A 14,282-nucleotide genomic window follows, 5' to 3' on the forward strand; every position below is an offset into this window, starting at 1 on the left:
CCGCTATCCCGCCCGCCGTTCGGGTGCCGCGCGTCTGTGCCGTCCCGAGGCAGAGTGGGGAACGCAGCGTGACAGAATCGACCCCGATGTCAGCCCCTGGGAAAGCCCCTGGGAAAGCCCTTGGGAAAGCCCGAACGGCCCCAGCTGGCGCGATGGCGCCGGCGGACACGCCGCTGATCGATATCGATCACCTGACCAAGCGGTTCGGCGGTTTCACCGCCGTGGACGATCTGCGCTTCCAGGTCCGGCGGGGTGAGGTGCTGGGCTTCCTGGGTCCCAACGGTGCCGGCAAATCGACCACGATGCGCATGCTGGCCGGCTTCATGACCCCCACCAGCGGCACCGCCCGCATCCAGGGCCATGACGTGCAGAGCGATGGCGTCGCCGCGCGCCGCGTGCTGGGCTTTCTTCCCGAAGGCGCGCCGACCTATCCGGAAATGTCGGTCATCGGCTTTCTGCGCTTCTGTGCCCGCGTGCGGGGCTTTTCCGGGGCGGGATTGGCGGATCGGGTGGAGCATGCGCTGAACCTGACCAGCCTGCAGGGCGTCCGGCTGCAGCCGGTGGAAACCCTATCGAAAGGGTTCAAGCGCCGCGTCGGCCTGGCGCAGGCGCTGCTGCACGATCCGCCCGTGCTGGTGCTGGATGAGCCCACCGACGGGCTGGATCCCAACCAGAAGCACGAGGTGCGTGGCCTGATCGAACGCATGGCCCCGGCCAAGGCCATCGTCATCTCCACCCATATCCTGGAGGAGGTGGACGCGGTTTGCTCCCGCGCGATCGTCATTGCCGCCGGCCGCATCGTCGCCGACCAGACACCGCGCGACCTGATCCAGCGCCATCCCTCCGGCCGGCTGGAAGCAGTGTTCCGACAGCTGACGATGGAAGCCGCATGAGACCGGCCCTCGCCGTCGCCGGCCGCGAGCTGCGCGCCTATTTCGCCACACCGGTGGCCACGGTGTTCATCGTCATCTTCCTGGCACTGCAGGGCACCCTGACCTTCAACCTGGGCGGCTTCTTCGACCGTGCGCAGGCGGACCTGAATCCGTTCTTCAATTTCATTCCGTGGGTATTCCTGCTGCTGATCCCGGCCATCACCATGCGACTCTGGGCCGAGGAACGGCGCCTGGGCACGATCGAACTGCTCCTGACCCTGCCGATCACGCAGGCGCAAGCGGTGCTGGGAAAATTCGCCGCGGCCTGGGTGTTCTGCGCCATTGCCCTGGCATTGACCTTCCCCTTCGTCATCGTGGTCAACATCCTGGGCCATCCGGACAACGGCGTGATCGCCGCCGGCTATCTGGGATGCCTGCTGGTGGCCGGCGCATTCCTGTCGGTCGGCGCCGCCATGTCGGCCGTGACGCGCAACCAGGTGATCGCCTTCGTGCTGGCTGTGGCGGTGTGCTTCATTTTTGCCGTCGCATCCAACCCGGTGGTCAACGACTTCCTGGCGCAGAACGCCCCCGCCGCCGGCGCCTTCGCGCGGCGGCTGGCGATCATCGACCGGTTCACCAACTTCACCCGCGGCATCATCGCGCTGCGCGACCTGATCTATTTCGGCACCTTCATGGCGTTCTTCCTGTTCCTGAACACCGTTCTGGTCGATCAGCGGAAGGCGGACTGACCGATGCGCCGACCCATCCTTGCCATCATCGCCGTCCTGGCCGCGGCCGCCATCGCCGTGGGCATCAACATGCTGGCCGATACCCGCCTGGCCAACGCCCGGCTCGACCTGACGCAGGGCCAGCTCTACACGCTGTCGCCCGGCACCAGGCAGGTGCTGGCCGAGCTGAAGGAACCGGTGACGCTCCGCCTGTTCTACTCCCGCCAGCTGGGCGCCGCCGTTCCGACCTACGGCACCTATGCCGACCATGTGCGGGAGATGCTGCGCGACTACGCCGCCCTGTCGCACGGCAAGGTGCGGCTGGAGTTCTACGATCCCGAACCGTTCAGCGACACCGAGGACAGGGCGATCGCCTATGGCCTGCAGGGCGTGCCGGTGGATCAGGGCGGATCGGAGATCTATTTCGGGCTGGCCGGCACCAACCTGGAGGACGATGAGCGGACCATCCCGTTCTTCCAGGCGGATCGCGAGCGCTTCCTGGAATACGACCTGACCAAGCTGGTCTATGAACTGTCCGATCCGAAGCGGCCGGTGGTCGGCCTGATGACCTCGCTGCCGATCGACGGCAGCCCGCAGATGATGATGATGGGCCGCGGCGGGCAACCCTGGGCGGTGGCGACCCTGCTGCGCCAGACCAATGACGTGCGCAGCGTGCCGACCGATGCGCAGGTGATCGAGCCCGACATCCAGGTGCTGCTGGTTGCACAGGCGGCGCATCTGTCCGACGCGACCAAGTACGCCATCGACCAATTCGTCATGCGCGGCGGCCGGCTGATGGTGATGGTCGATCCCTGGAGCGAGGCGATGGCCGCTACGCCCTCGCCCGACGGCATGCCGCCGCAGGATACGCATTCCGACCTGGAGCCGCTGTTCAAGGCCTGGGGGATCGCCTTCGACCCGAACCAGGTGGTGGGCGACCTGACCGGCGCCTGGCGCGTGCGCACCGGCGGCAATGACCGGGTCCAGGCGGTAAACTACGTGGCCTGGATCAATGCCACCGGCCTGAACCACGACGACCCGGCGACGGCGGATCTGAAGCAGGTCACCATCGCGTCAGCCGGGACCTTGTCGAAGGCACCGGGCGCCTCCATCACGCTGACGCCCCTGCTGTCCACCAGCGATCAGAGCGGGCTGATCCCGGTGGACGAGGTGAAGGAGCCTCACCCGGCCCAGATCCTGGCCCGCTTCAAGCCCCAGGGCGGCCCGCGGATCATCGCCGCTCGGGTGCGGGGCATGCTGAAATCCGCCTTCCCCGGCCCGCCACCGTTAGCGAAGGATCAGAAACGGCCGGACCATTTTCCGGCCCACATCACCGAGACGGCGAAGCCCGCATCCATGGTCGTCGTCGCCGACAGCGACATCCTGGCCGACCGGTTCTGGGTGCGGATCAGCGACTTCTTCGGCCAGCCGACGGCGACGCCCTTCGCGGATAACGGCCCGTTCGTCGCCAACCTGGTCGGCACATTGTCGGGCAGCGATGCGCTGATCGGCCTGCGCTCGCGCGGCGACACCAACCGCCCGTTCACCTTGGTCGCCGACATGCAGGCGCATGCCGAGGCGCAATTCCGCCAGAAGGAGCAGGCGCTGCAGACGCACCTGACCGACGTGCAGAAGCAGATCCGCTCGCTGCGCACCGGTGCCGGCCCGGGCAGCGGCCCGGACAAGGCGGATGCTGCGATCACACCCGAACAGCGCGCGGCGATCGACGCGGCCCAGACGGATATCCTGGAAACCCGCCGCCAGCTGCGCGCGGTGCAGCTCGACCTGAACCGTGACATCAACCGGCTGGAGACCGAGACCCGGATCGTCACCATTATCGCGGTGCCCGCCGTGCTGACGGTGCTGGCGATCGGCATCGGCCTGATGCAGCGGCGCCGCAGAGCGAGGGCCCGCCGATGACACCCCGCACCGTTGCCGTCCTGGTCGCGCTGGGCGTCGTATCGCTCGCCGGCGGTTGGTATTTCGGGCCCGGCTCGATCCCGGCGGAGCAGACCTCGGTGCCGCGCGGCGCGCTGATGTTCCCCGGCTTGGCACCGCGGCTGCAGGACGCCACGAAGATCGAGATCCGGCACCAGGACATGACGCTGACGATCGAGAAGCGGCCCGCCGGGGCGATCCCGCCGGGTTGGGGTATCGCCAGCCTGCACGATTATCCGGTGCAGGACACCAAGCTGCGCGGCATGCTGACCGCCCTGACCGAGCTGCGGCTGGCGGAACCGCGCACCGCCGACCCGGCGCATTTTGCGCGGCTGGGCGTGGAGGATCCCACCCAGCCGAAAGCGGCGGGCGACCTGCTGCGCGTGTTGGACGGCACCGGCAAGCCGATCGCCGAGGTGATCATCGGCCATCGCCGCGTGCGAGACGAGCCCAACGTGCCCGAGGAGGTCTATGTCCGCCGCCCGGGCGAGACCCAGTCCTGGCTGGCGGAGGGCAGCCTGACCGCCGACGCCGATCCGGCGCAATGGCTGGACCGCGCCCTGCTGAACATCCCGGCCGACAAGGTCCTGTCCGTCACCGTCGGGGACGGGGCGCTGCGATTCGAGCGCAAGGACGGCGTGTTCGCGCTGCGCCAGCCGGCGGAACACCCGTTGCTGAACCAATACAAGGTCCAGGATGTCGGTCGAGCGCTGGATGGCCTGACGCTGATGGCGGTGAAGCCGGACGCGGATGCGCCGAAGCTGGACGATGCCGGGCACGCTGTGTTCCAGACCGCCGACGGGGTTGCGATCCAGGTCAGCTTGTTTCACGCTGGCAAGGAGGTATGGGGGCGGTTCGCTGCCTCCGGTACCGACAAGGCCGAGGTGGACAGGTTGAATGCGCGCCTTGCGGGCTGGGCGTTTCAGTTGCCGAACTGGAAGGAGAAGGCGCTGGTGCCGACGCTGGCCGACCTGAAAGCGGACGAGCCGGCCAAGCCGGCCGCGTCCGCCTCCGCCCCGGATGGTGATCCGGCAGCCACGCCGGCCGACACCAAATGACCGACCGCGAATATCCGCACCGCCCCTTCGTCGGCATCGGGATCGTCGTCATCAAGGGCGATCACGTGCTGCTGTGCCAGCGCGGCAAACCACCCAACCTGGGCAGTTGGACGCTGCCCGGTGGCGCCCAGGAGCTTGGCGAGACCGCCGAGGAAGCCGCTCGGCGGGAACTGCGGGAGGAATGCGGGCTGGATGTCGGAACGCTGTATTTCTGCGCCAATGTCGACGTGATCCGGCGCGACCCGGACGGGAGGGTGCGCTTCCACTATACGATCCTGGACTTTGCCGCGCGCTGGGTGGCAGGCGATCCGGTGGCCGGTTCGGATGTCTCCGCCGCCCTGTGGGCGCCGATGGATGCGCTGGAACCGTATGGGCTGTGGTCGGAGGCGGTGCGGGTGATCGGCATCGCCCGCCGGCTCGTTGGATAGAGAGCGGGACCGCGGACACGCACTGGCCCCGCCGTCCAATCGACGCTAGACGAACCGCCGCCCCACGCGCCGGCCCTCCTCATCCCTTTCGCCGAGTGACCCTCGCCGCATGACCGCTGCCGCCTTCCTTCGCCACCTGGGCTTTGCCCTCGGGCTGATCCTGCTGTCGGCGGGGATCGTCCGGCTGATGATCACCGTGCGGGTGATGGACACGCCGGAGGCCCGCAAGGCGCACACCCGGCCGACCCCGAAGGGCGGCGGCGTCGGCATCGTGCTGACCTTCCTGGTCGGCATCGCCGTGCTGTACCGCTACGCCGCCTTCGCCCGCCTGGCCGATCCATACTTCCTGGGCGTCATCGAGGCCTCGGTGGCGATCGCCGTGGTTGCCTTCCTGGACGACCTGTTCGACTGGCCGTTCACCGTCAAGCTGGCGGCGCAGTTGCTGGCGACCCTGGTGGCGGTGGCGAGCGGTCTGTACGTCCTCAGCATCAACCTGCCCTATCGCGGCGGCATTCCGCTGGGCTGGATCGGCGTGACGATGACCGTGGTGTGGATCCTGTTCGCCACCAACGCGATGAACTTCATCGACGGGCTGAACGGCCTGGCCAGCGGTACATCGCTGATCGCCTGCCTGTTCCTGGTGTTCATCGCCCAGCAGCAGGGTGCCTGGTTCGCCTATGCCGCCGCCGGGCTGCTGGCCTGCGGGCTGCTGGGCTTTCTGCCGTTCAATTTCCCACGCGCCCGCATCTTCATGGGCGATGTCGGCAGCCAGTTCTGCGGCTTCATGCTGGCGGTGCTGGCGGTCGTCGCCAGCCGCTTCGACGGCATCGAGCTATCCTTCCTGCTGGTGCCGATGCTGCTGGCCGGCGTGCTGTTCGATGTCGCGTTTACCCTGGTTCGCAGGGCCCTGGATGGGGAACGCCTGACCCAGCCGCATCGCGGCCACCTATACCAGGTCGCCCATCGCAGCGGCATGTCAGCAACCGCGGTGACGCTCACGCACTGGGGGTTCGCGAGCTGGGGCGGCCTTTGCTGTCTGGCCTTCATCGCGGTCGAGCCGGCGCTGAAGCCGATTGTTCCGCTGCTGGCGGGTGCGCCGCAACTGGCATGGCTCGCCTATGTCGTACGGCGCGCGCGCACCGCCGGCCTGCATCGCTGGGGATAGGGCGCGACCGCCTGAAGCCGGCGGTTGGAGGGTGAAAATCACGCTTTTGAATCAAAGAGTCGATAAAAGCATGACAGGGTCAACCCGACCCTGTCATGCTTCAGGCTCACGCTGTGTCGTGGCGCCCCCTACTCGGCCGCCGCCTGCCGAGCGGGAATGTCGGTCGAGTAGCGCAGGTGGACGGGCGCATTGGCTTCCCACGGATCCTTCAATCCGAGGGTCGCGCCGTATTCCTTCACCGCCGGGAACACTTCCTTGCACAGCAGCTCGATGCAGCGCCGGCGGTCTTCCTTGCTGACGCAGCCATCGTTGCCCCATACGCCCATGATGCCCGGCCGTGTCTCCCGCACCAGGTATTTCAGGCGCTCGATCACCTGATCCGGCGTACCGGCAATGATCATCGTGTCCTTCACCTGCTGCTCGAAGGTCGGGTTGCCGCGGGGGTTCACTGCGCGGCCGACCGCGAACTCCACGAAGCCGCGGCGGCCGGAGGGCGAGAAATAGCCGGCCGGATTGGCCCAGACCGGATTGGCCAGGCCCGTAAACTCACCCTGCATCCACATGAACTGGCGCGCGTTCTGCAGTGCCTTTTCTTCCGTGTCCTGCACGTGCACACGGATCAGGTAGCCGAAATTCTCCGGCCCCGCCGTGTATCCGGCCTCGGCGGCCGCCTTGTCATACGTCTCATGAATCTGGCGCGTCGCCTCGATGGAGGTGTTCAGCGCGATGTACGGATAGCGCTGCTGCGCCGTCCAGATCACTGTCTCCTTCGACAGCACGCCGGGGATCCACACGCGCGGATACGGCTTCTGCATGGGGATCGCCCAGGGGTTCACCACGCGCTGCTGATAGTGCGTGCCTTCCCAGCGGAACGGTCCGGGTTCGGTCCAGATCTTCTGCACCAGGTCGTGCGCTTCCATGAAGCGTTCCCGGTTGAAGGCGGGGTTCACGCCATTCGCCAACTGCTCCTGCCCGCCGCCGCGAACGAAGCCGGACACCAGCCGACCCTTCGAGATCATGTCGATCATCGCCAGTTCTTCGGCGAGCTGCACCGGGTTTTCCGACAGCGGCAGCGGGTTGCCCAGGATCACGATCTTCACCCGCTTGGTGACCGCCGCCAGGATCGCGGCAAACATGTTGGTGCGGGCCTGCATGCAGAATGGCGCATTATGATGCTCATTCAGCATGATGCCGTCGGCGCCACTCTCCTCGGCCAGGATGTATTCTTCCAGGTATTCGTTGTAGAGGCGACTGCCCTCGTTCGGGTCGAAATACTTGTTCGAGAAGTTCAGTGCCGTCGCCCCGAAATCCAGCCCGGCCTTCGCATCATAGGCGGCCATGGGCTGTTCGGTGAAATACATCATATGCATGGCGAAACCTCCTGCTCGAGAGTGGAACTGGCCCGCGTCGGAGGGCCAGGATCCCGCGATGAACCTAGGCTGTGGGGTGGTCGTTTCCGATGAACCCGGTCACCAGACCGGCAACCTCATCGGGCTTTTCCATTTCCGCGAAATGCCCGCAGGCGGGAATCACGGTCAGCTTGGCGTTCGGCAGCGCCTTCTCATAGGCATGCGCCGCACTGATCGGCACGTGCTGGTCGTCATCGCCCCAGATCAGCAGCGCCGGCGTGCGCACGCCGCCCAGCAGATGCGGCAGCGTCTGGCTGTACATATAAGGTTTCCAGGCGACCCGGAAGCTCATTTCGCGGGCGATATCCCAGGCCTCAAGCTGATCGGTCGAGACGTCGCCATAGACCGCCTTGAATGCCGCCTCGGCATGGAACCCGGAGCGCGGATACACGATGTAGGACACGATCGACTGGTCCATGATGTCGCCTTCGGGCGGTTTGATGCCGGATGCGCCCAGCAACACCAGGCGGCGATACGCGGTGGGCGCCTGGCTGGCCATTTCCGTGGCGATCCAGCCGCCGAAGCCCAGGCCTACCAAAGAGACGCCGGTGACCCCGAGATCGGCCAGCAGCCAGCTGTACATCGCCGCGATGTCACGCGGATGCCGCAGCCAGGCCGGCCGTTCCGACTTGCCCCACCCCGGATGGTGCGGAATGACCACATCATGCTTTTGTGCCAACGCATCATAGAACGGCAGCCGGTCCGGGCTACCGATATCATGGTGCAGGACCAGCACCGTCGGGCCGCTGCCTGCGCGCGAAAGATGCAGTTTGCAGCCAGCAATTTCCTTGACACTATCCGTCCAGATGACAGCCATGAGCCAGTTTCCCTCTCCGCGCATCTTTATGATGCCCGAAGGATACCCATGGGTAGCCTGGTTTGTCCAACCTTGCATCCGCCGCTGACCGATCCGGTTGTCGCCGCGGGCCTTGGTTCCTCGCTTATTCGTTTTGGTAGACCATTCGTTTCCATACATACGATATCATAAGCTGCCACATCCTCGGACCCGACATCCGCAAGCCGCACCCGGACCGGACTGGCACTTCCCCGGGACCAGGTCCTATTCTGCCCATATGAACGGACACGATGCCGAACCGCCCGAGGTGGAGGAGCTGGAGCGCGTTGCCGCCTGGCGCCTGCGCCTGGTCGACGCCGATCCTGCCGACCGCACCAGCCTGGCAGCGGCCGAGCGGCTGCAGGCGCTGGCGGATCAGTTGCGGCGGCCGGATCCTGCGCTGCAGCTGTTATGGACGGAGTTGAGCGCCGTCGGCAACTGGCTGGCGGAGTCCGATGCCATCTCGGACTTCGCCGAACTTGCCGCCGCCTACCGCGCCGGGATTGGGGTTTCCGACTGCCCCGCCGACGCCGCTTCCTATCTGCGTGGCCTGCTGCAGCGCGCGCGCAGCCTGATCTGACCCCGGCTGCCCGCCGGACCGCCCCCCGCGCGGACCGGACTGATCACCGGGTGCCGGACTGACCTCCCACCGGGCCGTCCGCGGATCGGTTTTGTATCCGCGCCTGATCGTTCGCCTTTAGGCCGGGCGGGCACACGCGCTATCGTCTCGACGCGAATCGGCCGGAGCCCTGAATGGACACGTTACACGCTATTGCCATTGCCATCCTGCAAGGGGCCACGGAACTGTTCCCCGTGAGCAGCTTGGGACACGCGGTGGTTTTGCCGGCCATCCTGCATTGGAACATCGATCAGCGGTCCCACGAATTCCTGCCGTTCCTGGTCATGCTGCATCTGGGTACCGCCACGGCGCTGCTGGCGTTTTTCTGGCGCGACTGGTGGATGCTGCTGACCGGCGTGCTGGGAATCGGCGGGCCGCACCAGGTCGGTGAAAGCCGGCGGGTCTTTCTGCTGATAGTCGTTGCCACGCTGCCGGCGGTGGTGATCGGCTTCCTGTTGGAGAAGTTCTTCCGAACCTTGTTCGGCGCCCCGGTCGTCGCCGCCTCGTTTCTTGTGCTTAACGGTCTGCTGCTGCTGGTGGGCGAGCGCATCCGCTCGCGCGGACAGCGCGATCTGTCCACCCTCAGGCCGATCGACGCGCTGGTGATCGGCTTCTGGCAGTGCATGGCGCTGATTCCCGGCATGTCCCGCTCCGGCGCCACCATCGTCGGCGGCCTGACCCGCGGCATCAACCATGAGGGCTCGGCACATTTTTCCTTCCTGATCGCGACGCCGATCATCCTGGGCGCCACCGTGCTGGAGGTGCCGAAACTGCTGCATGAATCGGTGCCGCATGGGGTTCTGGCGATCTCGGTCATCGCCGCGGTGGTCGCAGGCGTCACGGCCTTCCTCAGCACCGCGTTCCTGATGCGGTATTTCCGCAATCACGACAGGCTCGCGCTGAATCCGTTTGCCTATTACTGTATCGTCTTTGGGCTGGGTGCCCTGGCTTGCCTATACCTGTTCTGATCCGGAGGCACGCCGTGCCGATGTCTGCCGCATCGATCTCCACCGCATCGTTGGGGGGCGGACATGGCCGCCGCGGCCGGCACCGCGCGGTCGGTGGCGGTATTGGTCCCGTGCCCGACCGCTAGGCGAGGAGCAGGGCCGGGTGGCGGCACGAGTCTGGCTGGCAGCCTGCCTGATCTTTCTGTACGCGCCGATCGCGTTCCTGGTCGTCTTCAGCTTCAACGATGCGCGGCTGGTGACACAATGGGCCGGCTTCTCCACGCGCTGGTATCAGACGCTGTGGCAGGATCGGGCAATGATCGACGCCGCCCTGCTGTCGGTGCGGGTGGCCGCCGTCTCGGCGACGATGGCCTGCCTGATCGGCGCCGCCGCCGGTATTGCGTTGGCCCGCTTCGGCCGCTTCCGTGGCCGGGCGGCGCTGGCCGCCGCGGTGGTGGTGCCGCTGGTTACCCCCGAGGTGATCACCGGCTTGTCGCTGCTGCTGCTGTTCGTGGCGCTGGAACAGATGATCGGCTGGCCGGCGGGCCGCGGCGCAGTGACCCTGGTGCTGGCCCATGCCTCCGTCTCCGTCGCCTACGTCACTGTCGTCATCCGCGCTCGGCTGACCGATGCGGGCGAGGCGCTGGAACACGCGGCGATGGACCTGTACGCCAGTCCCTGGCGCGCCTTCGTCCTTGTCACGATACCGCTGATGGCGCCGTCGCTGGTATCCGGCTGGCTGCTGGCGTTCACGTTGTCGATGGATGACGTGGTCGTGGCCAGCTTCACGTCGGGGCCGGGCGCCTCGACCTTGCCGATGGTGGTGTTTTCGATGACACGGCTGGGGGTGACGCCGGAAATCTATGCGCTGGCGACGGTGATTGTCGCTGTGGTGGCGCTGGGACTAGGCGTGTTCGGCGTATGGGTGGGCGCTTACCGGATGAGACGATCGCGCGCTGGAGGAGCTTCGGATCAGCTCAGATGACAAAGATTTCACATTTCGTCGCTATCTAACTGATCTTTACAAATTTGCGTTGTACCAAAAGCACAGTACCCGGCTATTTTCGCCCCTTTACACGAGTCTGTGAGGAGATGGGTATGCAAGGTTTCATATCCCCGGTAAAGCGGTTGTGTCGAGGCGGGAAGCCCCGCGTTGACCGATCCGCGGTGGCTGCCACGGTTCGGGCGTATTGACGTCTGGCGCGGGAGATTTGCGACCTACCCACGATAACCCACCCGCATTGCAACCCTTTCATGCACCGCGCATCGATCAGATGCGTCGCATGAGATCTTGTTGCTTCTTTTAGATAATCCGTCCGGCGACTTCGCCCTAATCACCGGTGAGGTATAGACGCTTGTACATCTGAACGCAATCGCAGGAATACTGAGGAGTCCATTAACCCGCCATTAACCAATGACGGCTCGCCTTATTTTGGCACCCATGCCAACGTCGCGCTGTTCGCAGAACGTTCCGCAAACCCGCCAAGGAGACTAAAAATCACGCTAAAAACCAACAAAGGAGTATAACAGTGAGCACACGTCTTTTAACCGACACGATCTTTAACGCGCAACACCCTTTTCGTGTAGAGATCGTAAGAACCAACTCACAATTGCATGAGGTGTTTCAGCTCCGCTATCAGGTCTATTGTCTGGAGCGCGGCTTTGAACGCGGCATGAACGGCGAGGAGTTCGATATCCACGACGACCACGCCATGCACGCGTTGCTGCGCACCACCGACGACGGTGAAGTCATCGGCACCATCCGTGTCATTGGCCCCAAACCGGGCTCCGCCTTTCCCATGCAGGAACTGGTCGATCCGGCCCTGCTGGCCGGCGTCCCGTTGCACAAGTCGGGCGAAATGTCGCGGATGGCGGTGTCAAAGAAGCGCCGCCGCTCGGACATCGATCCGGTGGTGCTGCGTATGGCCCTATGGCGCGCCGTCGTGGAAATGAGCGCGGAAATGGGCCTGACCCACTGGCTCGCCGTCATCGAGCGGACCTCTATCCGATTGCACGCACGCACGGGCCTTTACTTCGACGCGATCGGGCCTCTCGTGTCGCATCACGGGATCCGGCAGCCGATGGTGGGAGAAATCGACAAGGTGCTGCGCCAACTGCACGCCGAGCGACCGCTGATCTGGAAATATGTGACGGGTGACGGGCAGTGGTGTGGGGAGCCCCAACAGGCTCTGCCTCTGTTGGCCGCCTGACCAAGGATGGGCGCCGGGCAGGAAGTCGCCAGGCAGGAAGTCGCCAGGCAGGAAATCGCCGGGGATCATGGTGTTCACCGCCGCCCGACGCGGTGGCGGTACGCCAGCGCCTCCGCTATGTGCGCCCGTCCCACCGTTTCAGTACCGGCGAGATCCGCGATGGTGCGCCCAACGCGCAGGGTTCGGACGAAACCCCGGCCGGACAGATGCAGCTTCTCCATCGCGTCGGCCAGAAGCGTCTCCGCGTCATGTGCCAGAGTGATCCGGGCCTGGGCCGCTTCGGCGTTGCACGCGGGACCATCGGCGCCGTAGCGCGCGGCCTGCCGGGCCCGTGCCTCGGCGACCCTGGCCGCGATCGGCGCGCTGGCCTCTCCCGCCGGCGCGCGGGTCAACTCGGTGGCGGTCACCGGTTGAACCACCACGGTCAGATCGATGCGGTCGATGATGGCGCCGCCCAGCCGGGCAACATAGTCGTCACCGCAGCGCGGCACACGGGCGCATTCGCGCCCCTCCTCGCCCAGATAGCCGCAGCGGCATGGATTCATCGCGGCGACCAGCTGGAACCGCGCAGGGTAGGTGATGTGGGCAGCGGCACGCGCGACTGTCGTGCGGCCGGTTTCCATTGGCTGGCGCAGCGATTCCAGCGCCTGGCGCGGAAACTCCGGCAGTTCGTCCAGAAACAGCACGCCGCGATGCGCCAGGCTGATCTCGCCTGGCCGGGCGCGCTGGCCGCCGCCAGCCAGGGCGGCCTGAGAGGCGGAGTGATGCGGTTCCCGAAAGGGCGGACGCATCACCAGCCGGCCTTCGTCCAGGAGGCCGGCGACGCTGTGAATCATGCTGACCTCCAGCGCCGAACGTGGGTCCAGGTCCGGAAGCAAGCCCGGCATGCGGGCCGCCAGCATCGACTTCCCGGCACCGGGAGGACCGATGAGCAGCAGGTTGTGGCCGCCCGCCGCCGCGATCTCCATCGCGCGCCGGGCACTTTCCATTCCCTTCACGTCGCGCATGTCCGGTGCTGGACCGCCGTCCGCGCGGCCCGAGGGCGTCGGCGGGGTCAATACCTGGGTGCCCCGGAAATGGTTGATCAACGCCAGCAGATCGGTCGGTGCCAGCACGTCGATGCGGCCGGCCCATGCCGCCTCGCCGCCCTGCCCGGCCGGACAGATCAGGCCCAGCCCCTGCGCCGACGCACCGATCGCCGCCGGCAGGACACCCGCCACCTTGTTCAGCGTGCCATCCAGCGAGAGTTCTCCCAGCGATGCGTATTCAGCCAGATCGTCGCGCGCGATCACGTCCATCGCCGCCAGCAACCCCAGCGCAAGCGGCAGGTCGTAGTGACTGCCCTCCTTCAGCAGGTCGGCCGGCTTCAGGTTGATCAGAATCCGGCGCGGCGGCAGTGACAGGCTCATCGCCGCAAAGGCCGCGCGCACGCGTTCGCGCGCTTCGGCCACGGCTTTGTCGGGCAGCCCGACCAGCATGATCGCCGGTGTCCCGGGCGATATCTGTACCTGAACCTCCACCGGGACCGCCTCAATCCCGGCGAAGGCGAAGGTATTGGCGATGGCCATGGTGGAGGATGGACGACGGCTGCTCATGCGCGCATTCTGGTCCGCAGAGGTAAACAAACTCGTAAGGCGGAACTGACCCCATGCCATTCGATGTCGGCGATGGCGGACGCCGCGGACGCCGCCCCTCCCGCAACGTGCTTGGCGGCCCGATCGGGCTGTGCTCCAGCCGGCCGATGACGGGGTTCTTCCGGAACGGCTGCTGTGAGACGGGTCCCGAGGATATCGGCAGCCACACGGTCTGTGCAGTGATGACCGCCGCGTTCCTGGCGTTCAGCAAGGCCAGCGGCAACGACCTGTCGACGCCGCGGCCGGAGTTCGGTTTTCCCGGGCTGAAGCCAGGCGACCGCTGGTGCCTGTGCGCGCCGCGATGGCGGGAGGCCCTGGAGGCTGGCGCCGCGCCGCAGGTCGTGCTGGCCTCAACCGAGGAAGGCGCGCTGGCTTATTGCAGTCTTGCGGACCTGACCCGTTACGCGGTCGACGTGGGCTGACTGCTGTCCAAGGCGCG

General features: G+C 66.2%; 14 protein-coding genes. 11 read left to right on the forward strand and 3 right to left on the reverse strand.

Translation table 11 applies throughout. The features are described 5' to 3' along the window. The first annotated feature begins 152 nt into the window (after window positions 1-152). The 6 genes from VHC04_RS14910 to VHC04_RS14935 all read left to right on the forward strand — a co-directional run bounded on the left by VHC04_RS14910 (window position 153) and on the right by VHC04_RS14935 (window position 6,189). Window positions 153-893 (forward strand): ABC transporter ATP-binding protein, encoded by a 741-nt coding sequence (locus VHC04_RS14910; RefSeq protein ID WP_325682615.1) that lies wholly within the window; start codon window positions 153-155, stop codon window positions 891-893. Continuing rightward, window positions 890-1,621, forward strand: coding sequence for an ABC transporter permease subunit (locus tag VHC04_RS14915; protein WP_325682617.1), 732 nt, complete (start codon window positions 890-892; stop codon window positions 1,619-1,621). The genes VHC04_RS14910 and VHC04_RS14915 overlap by 4 nt, the downstream gene beginning before the upstream one ends. A gap of 3 nt (window positions 1,622-1,624) precedes the next feature. Then, entirely contained in the window at window positions 1,625-3,520 is a 1,896-nt protein-coding gene (locus VHC04_RS14920; protein WP_325682619.1) for a GldG family protein, read from the forward strand. Further along, complete coding sequence (locus VHC04_RS14925; protein ID WP_325682621.1) at window positions 3,517-4,596, forward strand: DUF4340 domain-containing protein; 1,080 nt, start codon at window positions 3,517-3,519, stop codon at window positions 4,594-4,596. The genes VHC04_RS14920 and VHC04_RS14925 overlap by 4 nt, the downstream gene beginning before the upstream one ends. Continuing rightward, window positions 4,593-5,024 carry an NUDIX hydrolase gene (locus VHC04_RS14930; RefSeq protein WP_325682623.1) on the forward strand — a complete coding sequence of 144 codons (432 nt, stop codon included), beginning with the start codon at window positions 4,593-4,595 and terminating at the stop codon, window positions 5,022-5,024. The genes VHC04_RS14925 and VHC04_RS14930 overlap by 4 nt, the downstream gene beginning before the upstream one ends. A 109-nt stretch (window positions 5,025-5,133) precedes the next feature. After that, entirely contained in the window at window positions 5,134-6,189 is a 1,056-nt protein-coding gene (locus VHC04_RS14935; RefSeq protein WP_325682625.1) for a glycosyltransferase family 4 protein, read from the forward strand. 128 nt (window positions 6,190-6,317) lie between these two features. Here the strand turns inward: VHC04_RS14935 and VHC04_RS14940 are convergent, their stop codons facing one another. Together VHC04_RS14940 and VHC04_RS14945 are read right to left on the reverse strand one after the other, a co-directional pair. Next, window positions 6,318-7,559 (reverse strand): LLM class flavin-dependent oxidoreductase, encoded by a 1,242-nt coding sequence (locus tag VHC04_RS14940; protein WP_325682627.1) that lies wholly within the window; start codon window positions 7,557-7,559, stop codon window positions 6,318-6,320. A 64-nt stretch (window positions 7,560-7,623) separates the two neighbouring features. Beyond that, the gene (locus VHC04_RS14945; protein ID WP_325682629.1) at window positions 7,624-8,415 is read right to left on the reverse strand and encodes an alpha/beta fold hydrolase; all 792 of its coding nucleotides are present in this window, start codon (window positions 8,413-8,415) and stop codon (window positions 7,624-7,626) included. Between the two features lie 256 nt (window positions 8,416-8,671). Between VHC04_RS14945 and VHC04_RS14950 the strand changes: the two genes are divergently transcribed. From VHC04_RS14950 to VHC04_RS14965, 4 genes are all read left to right on the forward strand, one after another. Next, window positions 8,672-9,013, forward strand: a complete 342-nt coding sequence (locus VHC04_RS14950) for a hypothetical protein (RefSeq protein WP_325682631.1) — start codon at window positions 8,672-8,674, stop codon at window positions 9,011-9,013. Window positions 9,014-9,186: 173 nt separating this feature from the next. Next, window positions 9,187-10,020 carry an undecaprenyl-diphosphate phosphatase gene (locus VHC04_RS14955; protein ID WP_325682633.1) on the forward strand — a complete coding sequence of 278 codons (834 nt, stop codon included), beginning with the start codon at window positions 9,187-9,189 and terminating at the stop codon, window positions 10,018-10,020. Between the two features lie 142 nt (window positions 10,021-10,162). Next, a complete protein-coding gene (locus VHC04_RS14960; protein WP_325682635.1) occupies window positions 10,163-10,984 on the forward strand; it encodes an ABC transporter permease subunit in 822 nt (273 codons plus the stop codon). A 544-nt stretch (window positions 10,985-11,528) separates the two neighbouring features. Next, window positions 11,529-12,209 carry a GNAT family N-acyltransferase gene (locus tag VHC04_RS14965; RefSeq protein ID WP_325682638.1) on the forward strand — a complete coding sequence of 227 codons (681 nt, stop codon included), beginning with the start codon at window positions 11,529-11,531 and terminating at the stop codon, window positions 12,207-12,209. A gap of 74 nt (window positions 12,210-12,283) precedes the next feature. Here VHC04_RS14965 and VHC04_RS14970 read toward each other — a convergent pair whose 3' ends face one another. Then, entirely contained in the window at window positions 12,284-13,804 is a 1,521-nt protein-coding gene (locus VHC04_RS14970; RefSeq protein ID WP_408903818.1) for a YifB family Mg chelatase-like AAA ATPase, read from the reverse strand. 53 nt (window positions 13,805-13,857) lie between these two features. Between VHC04_RS14970 and VHC04_RS14975 the strand changes: the two genes are divergently transcribed. Next, window positions 13,858-14,265, forward strand: coding sequence for a DUF2237 family protein (locus tag VHC04_RS14975; protein WP_325682640.1), 408 nt, complete (start codon window positions 13,858-13,860; stop codon window positions 14,263-14,265). The last annotated feature ends 17 nt before the right edge of the window (window positions 14,266-14,282 follow it).

The sequence above is a fragment of the Rhodopila sp. genome (assembly GCF_035548095.1).
Taxonomy (GTDB): Bacteria; Pseudomonadota; Alphaproteobacteria; order Acetobacterales; family Acetobacteraceae; genus Rhodopila.

Coding starts and splice junctions, on each gene's coding strand:
- VHC04_RS14915 (WP_325682617.1), top strand. CDS start 890: ATGAGACCGGCCCTCGCCGTCGCCGGCCGCGAGCTGCGCGCCTATTTC.
- VHC04_RS14935 (WP_325682625.1), top strand. CDS start 5,134: ATGACCGCTGCCGCCTTCCTTCGCCACCTGGGCTTTGCCCTCGGGCTG.
- VHC04_RS14920 (WP_325682619.1), top strand. CDS start 1,625: ATGCGCCGACCCATCCTTGCCATCATCGCCGTCCTGGCCGCGGCCGCC.
- VHC04_RS14950 (WP_325682631.1), top strand. CDS start 8,672: ATGAACGGACACGATGCCGAACCGCCCGAGGTGGAGGAGCTGGAGCGC.
- VHC04_RS14945 (WP_325682629.1), bottom strand. CDS start 8,415: ATGGCTGTCATCTGGACGGATAGTGTCAAGGAAATTGCTGGCTGCAAA.
- VHC04_RS14955 (WP_325682633.1), top strand. CDS start 9,187: ATGGACACGTTACACGCTATTGCCATTGCCATCCTGCAAGGGGCCACG.
- VHC04_RS14975 (WP_325682640.1), top strand. CDS start 13,858: ATGCCATTCGATGTCGGCGATGGCGGACGCCGCGGACGCCGCCCCTCC.
- VHC04_RS14970 (WP_408903818.1), bottom strand. CDS start 13,804: ATGAGCAGCCGTCGTCCATCCTCCACCATGGCCATCGCCAATACCTTC.
- VHC04_RS14930 (WP_325682623.1), top strand. CDS start 4,593: ATGACCGACCGCGAATATCCGCACCGCCCCTTCGTCGGCATCGGGATC.
- VHC04_RS14925 (WP_325682621.1), top strand. CDS start 3,517: ATGACACCCCGCACCGTTGCCGTCCTGGTCGCGCTGGGCGTCGTATCG.
- VHC04_RS14910 (WP_325682615.1), top strand. CDS start 153: ATGGCGCCGGCGGACACGCCGCTGATCGATATCGATCACCTGACCAAG.
- VHC04_RS14940 (WP_325682627.1), bottom strand. CDS start 7,559: ATGCATATGATGTATTTCACCGAACAGCCCATGGCCGCCTATGATGCG.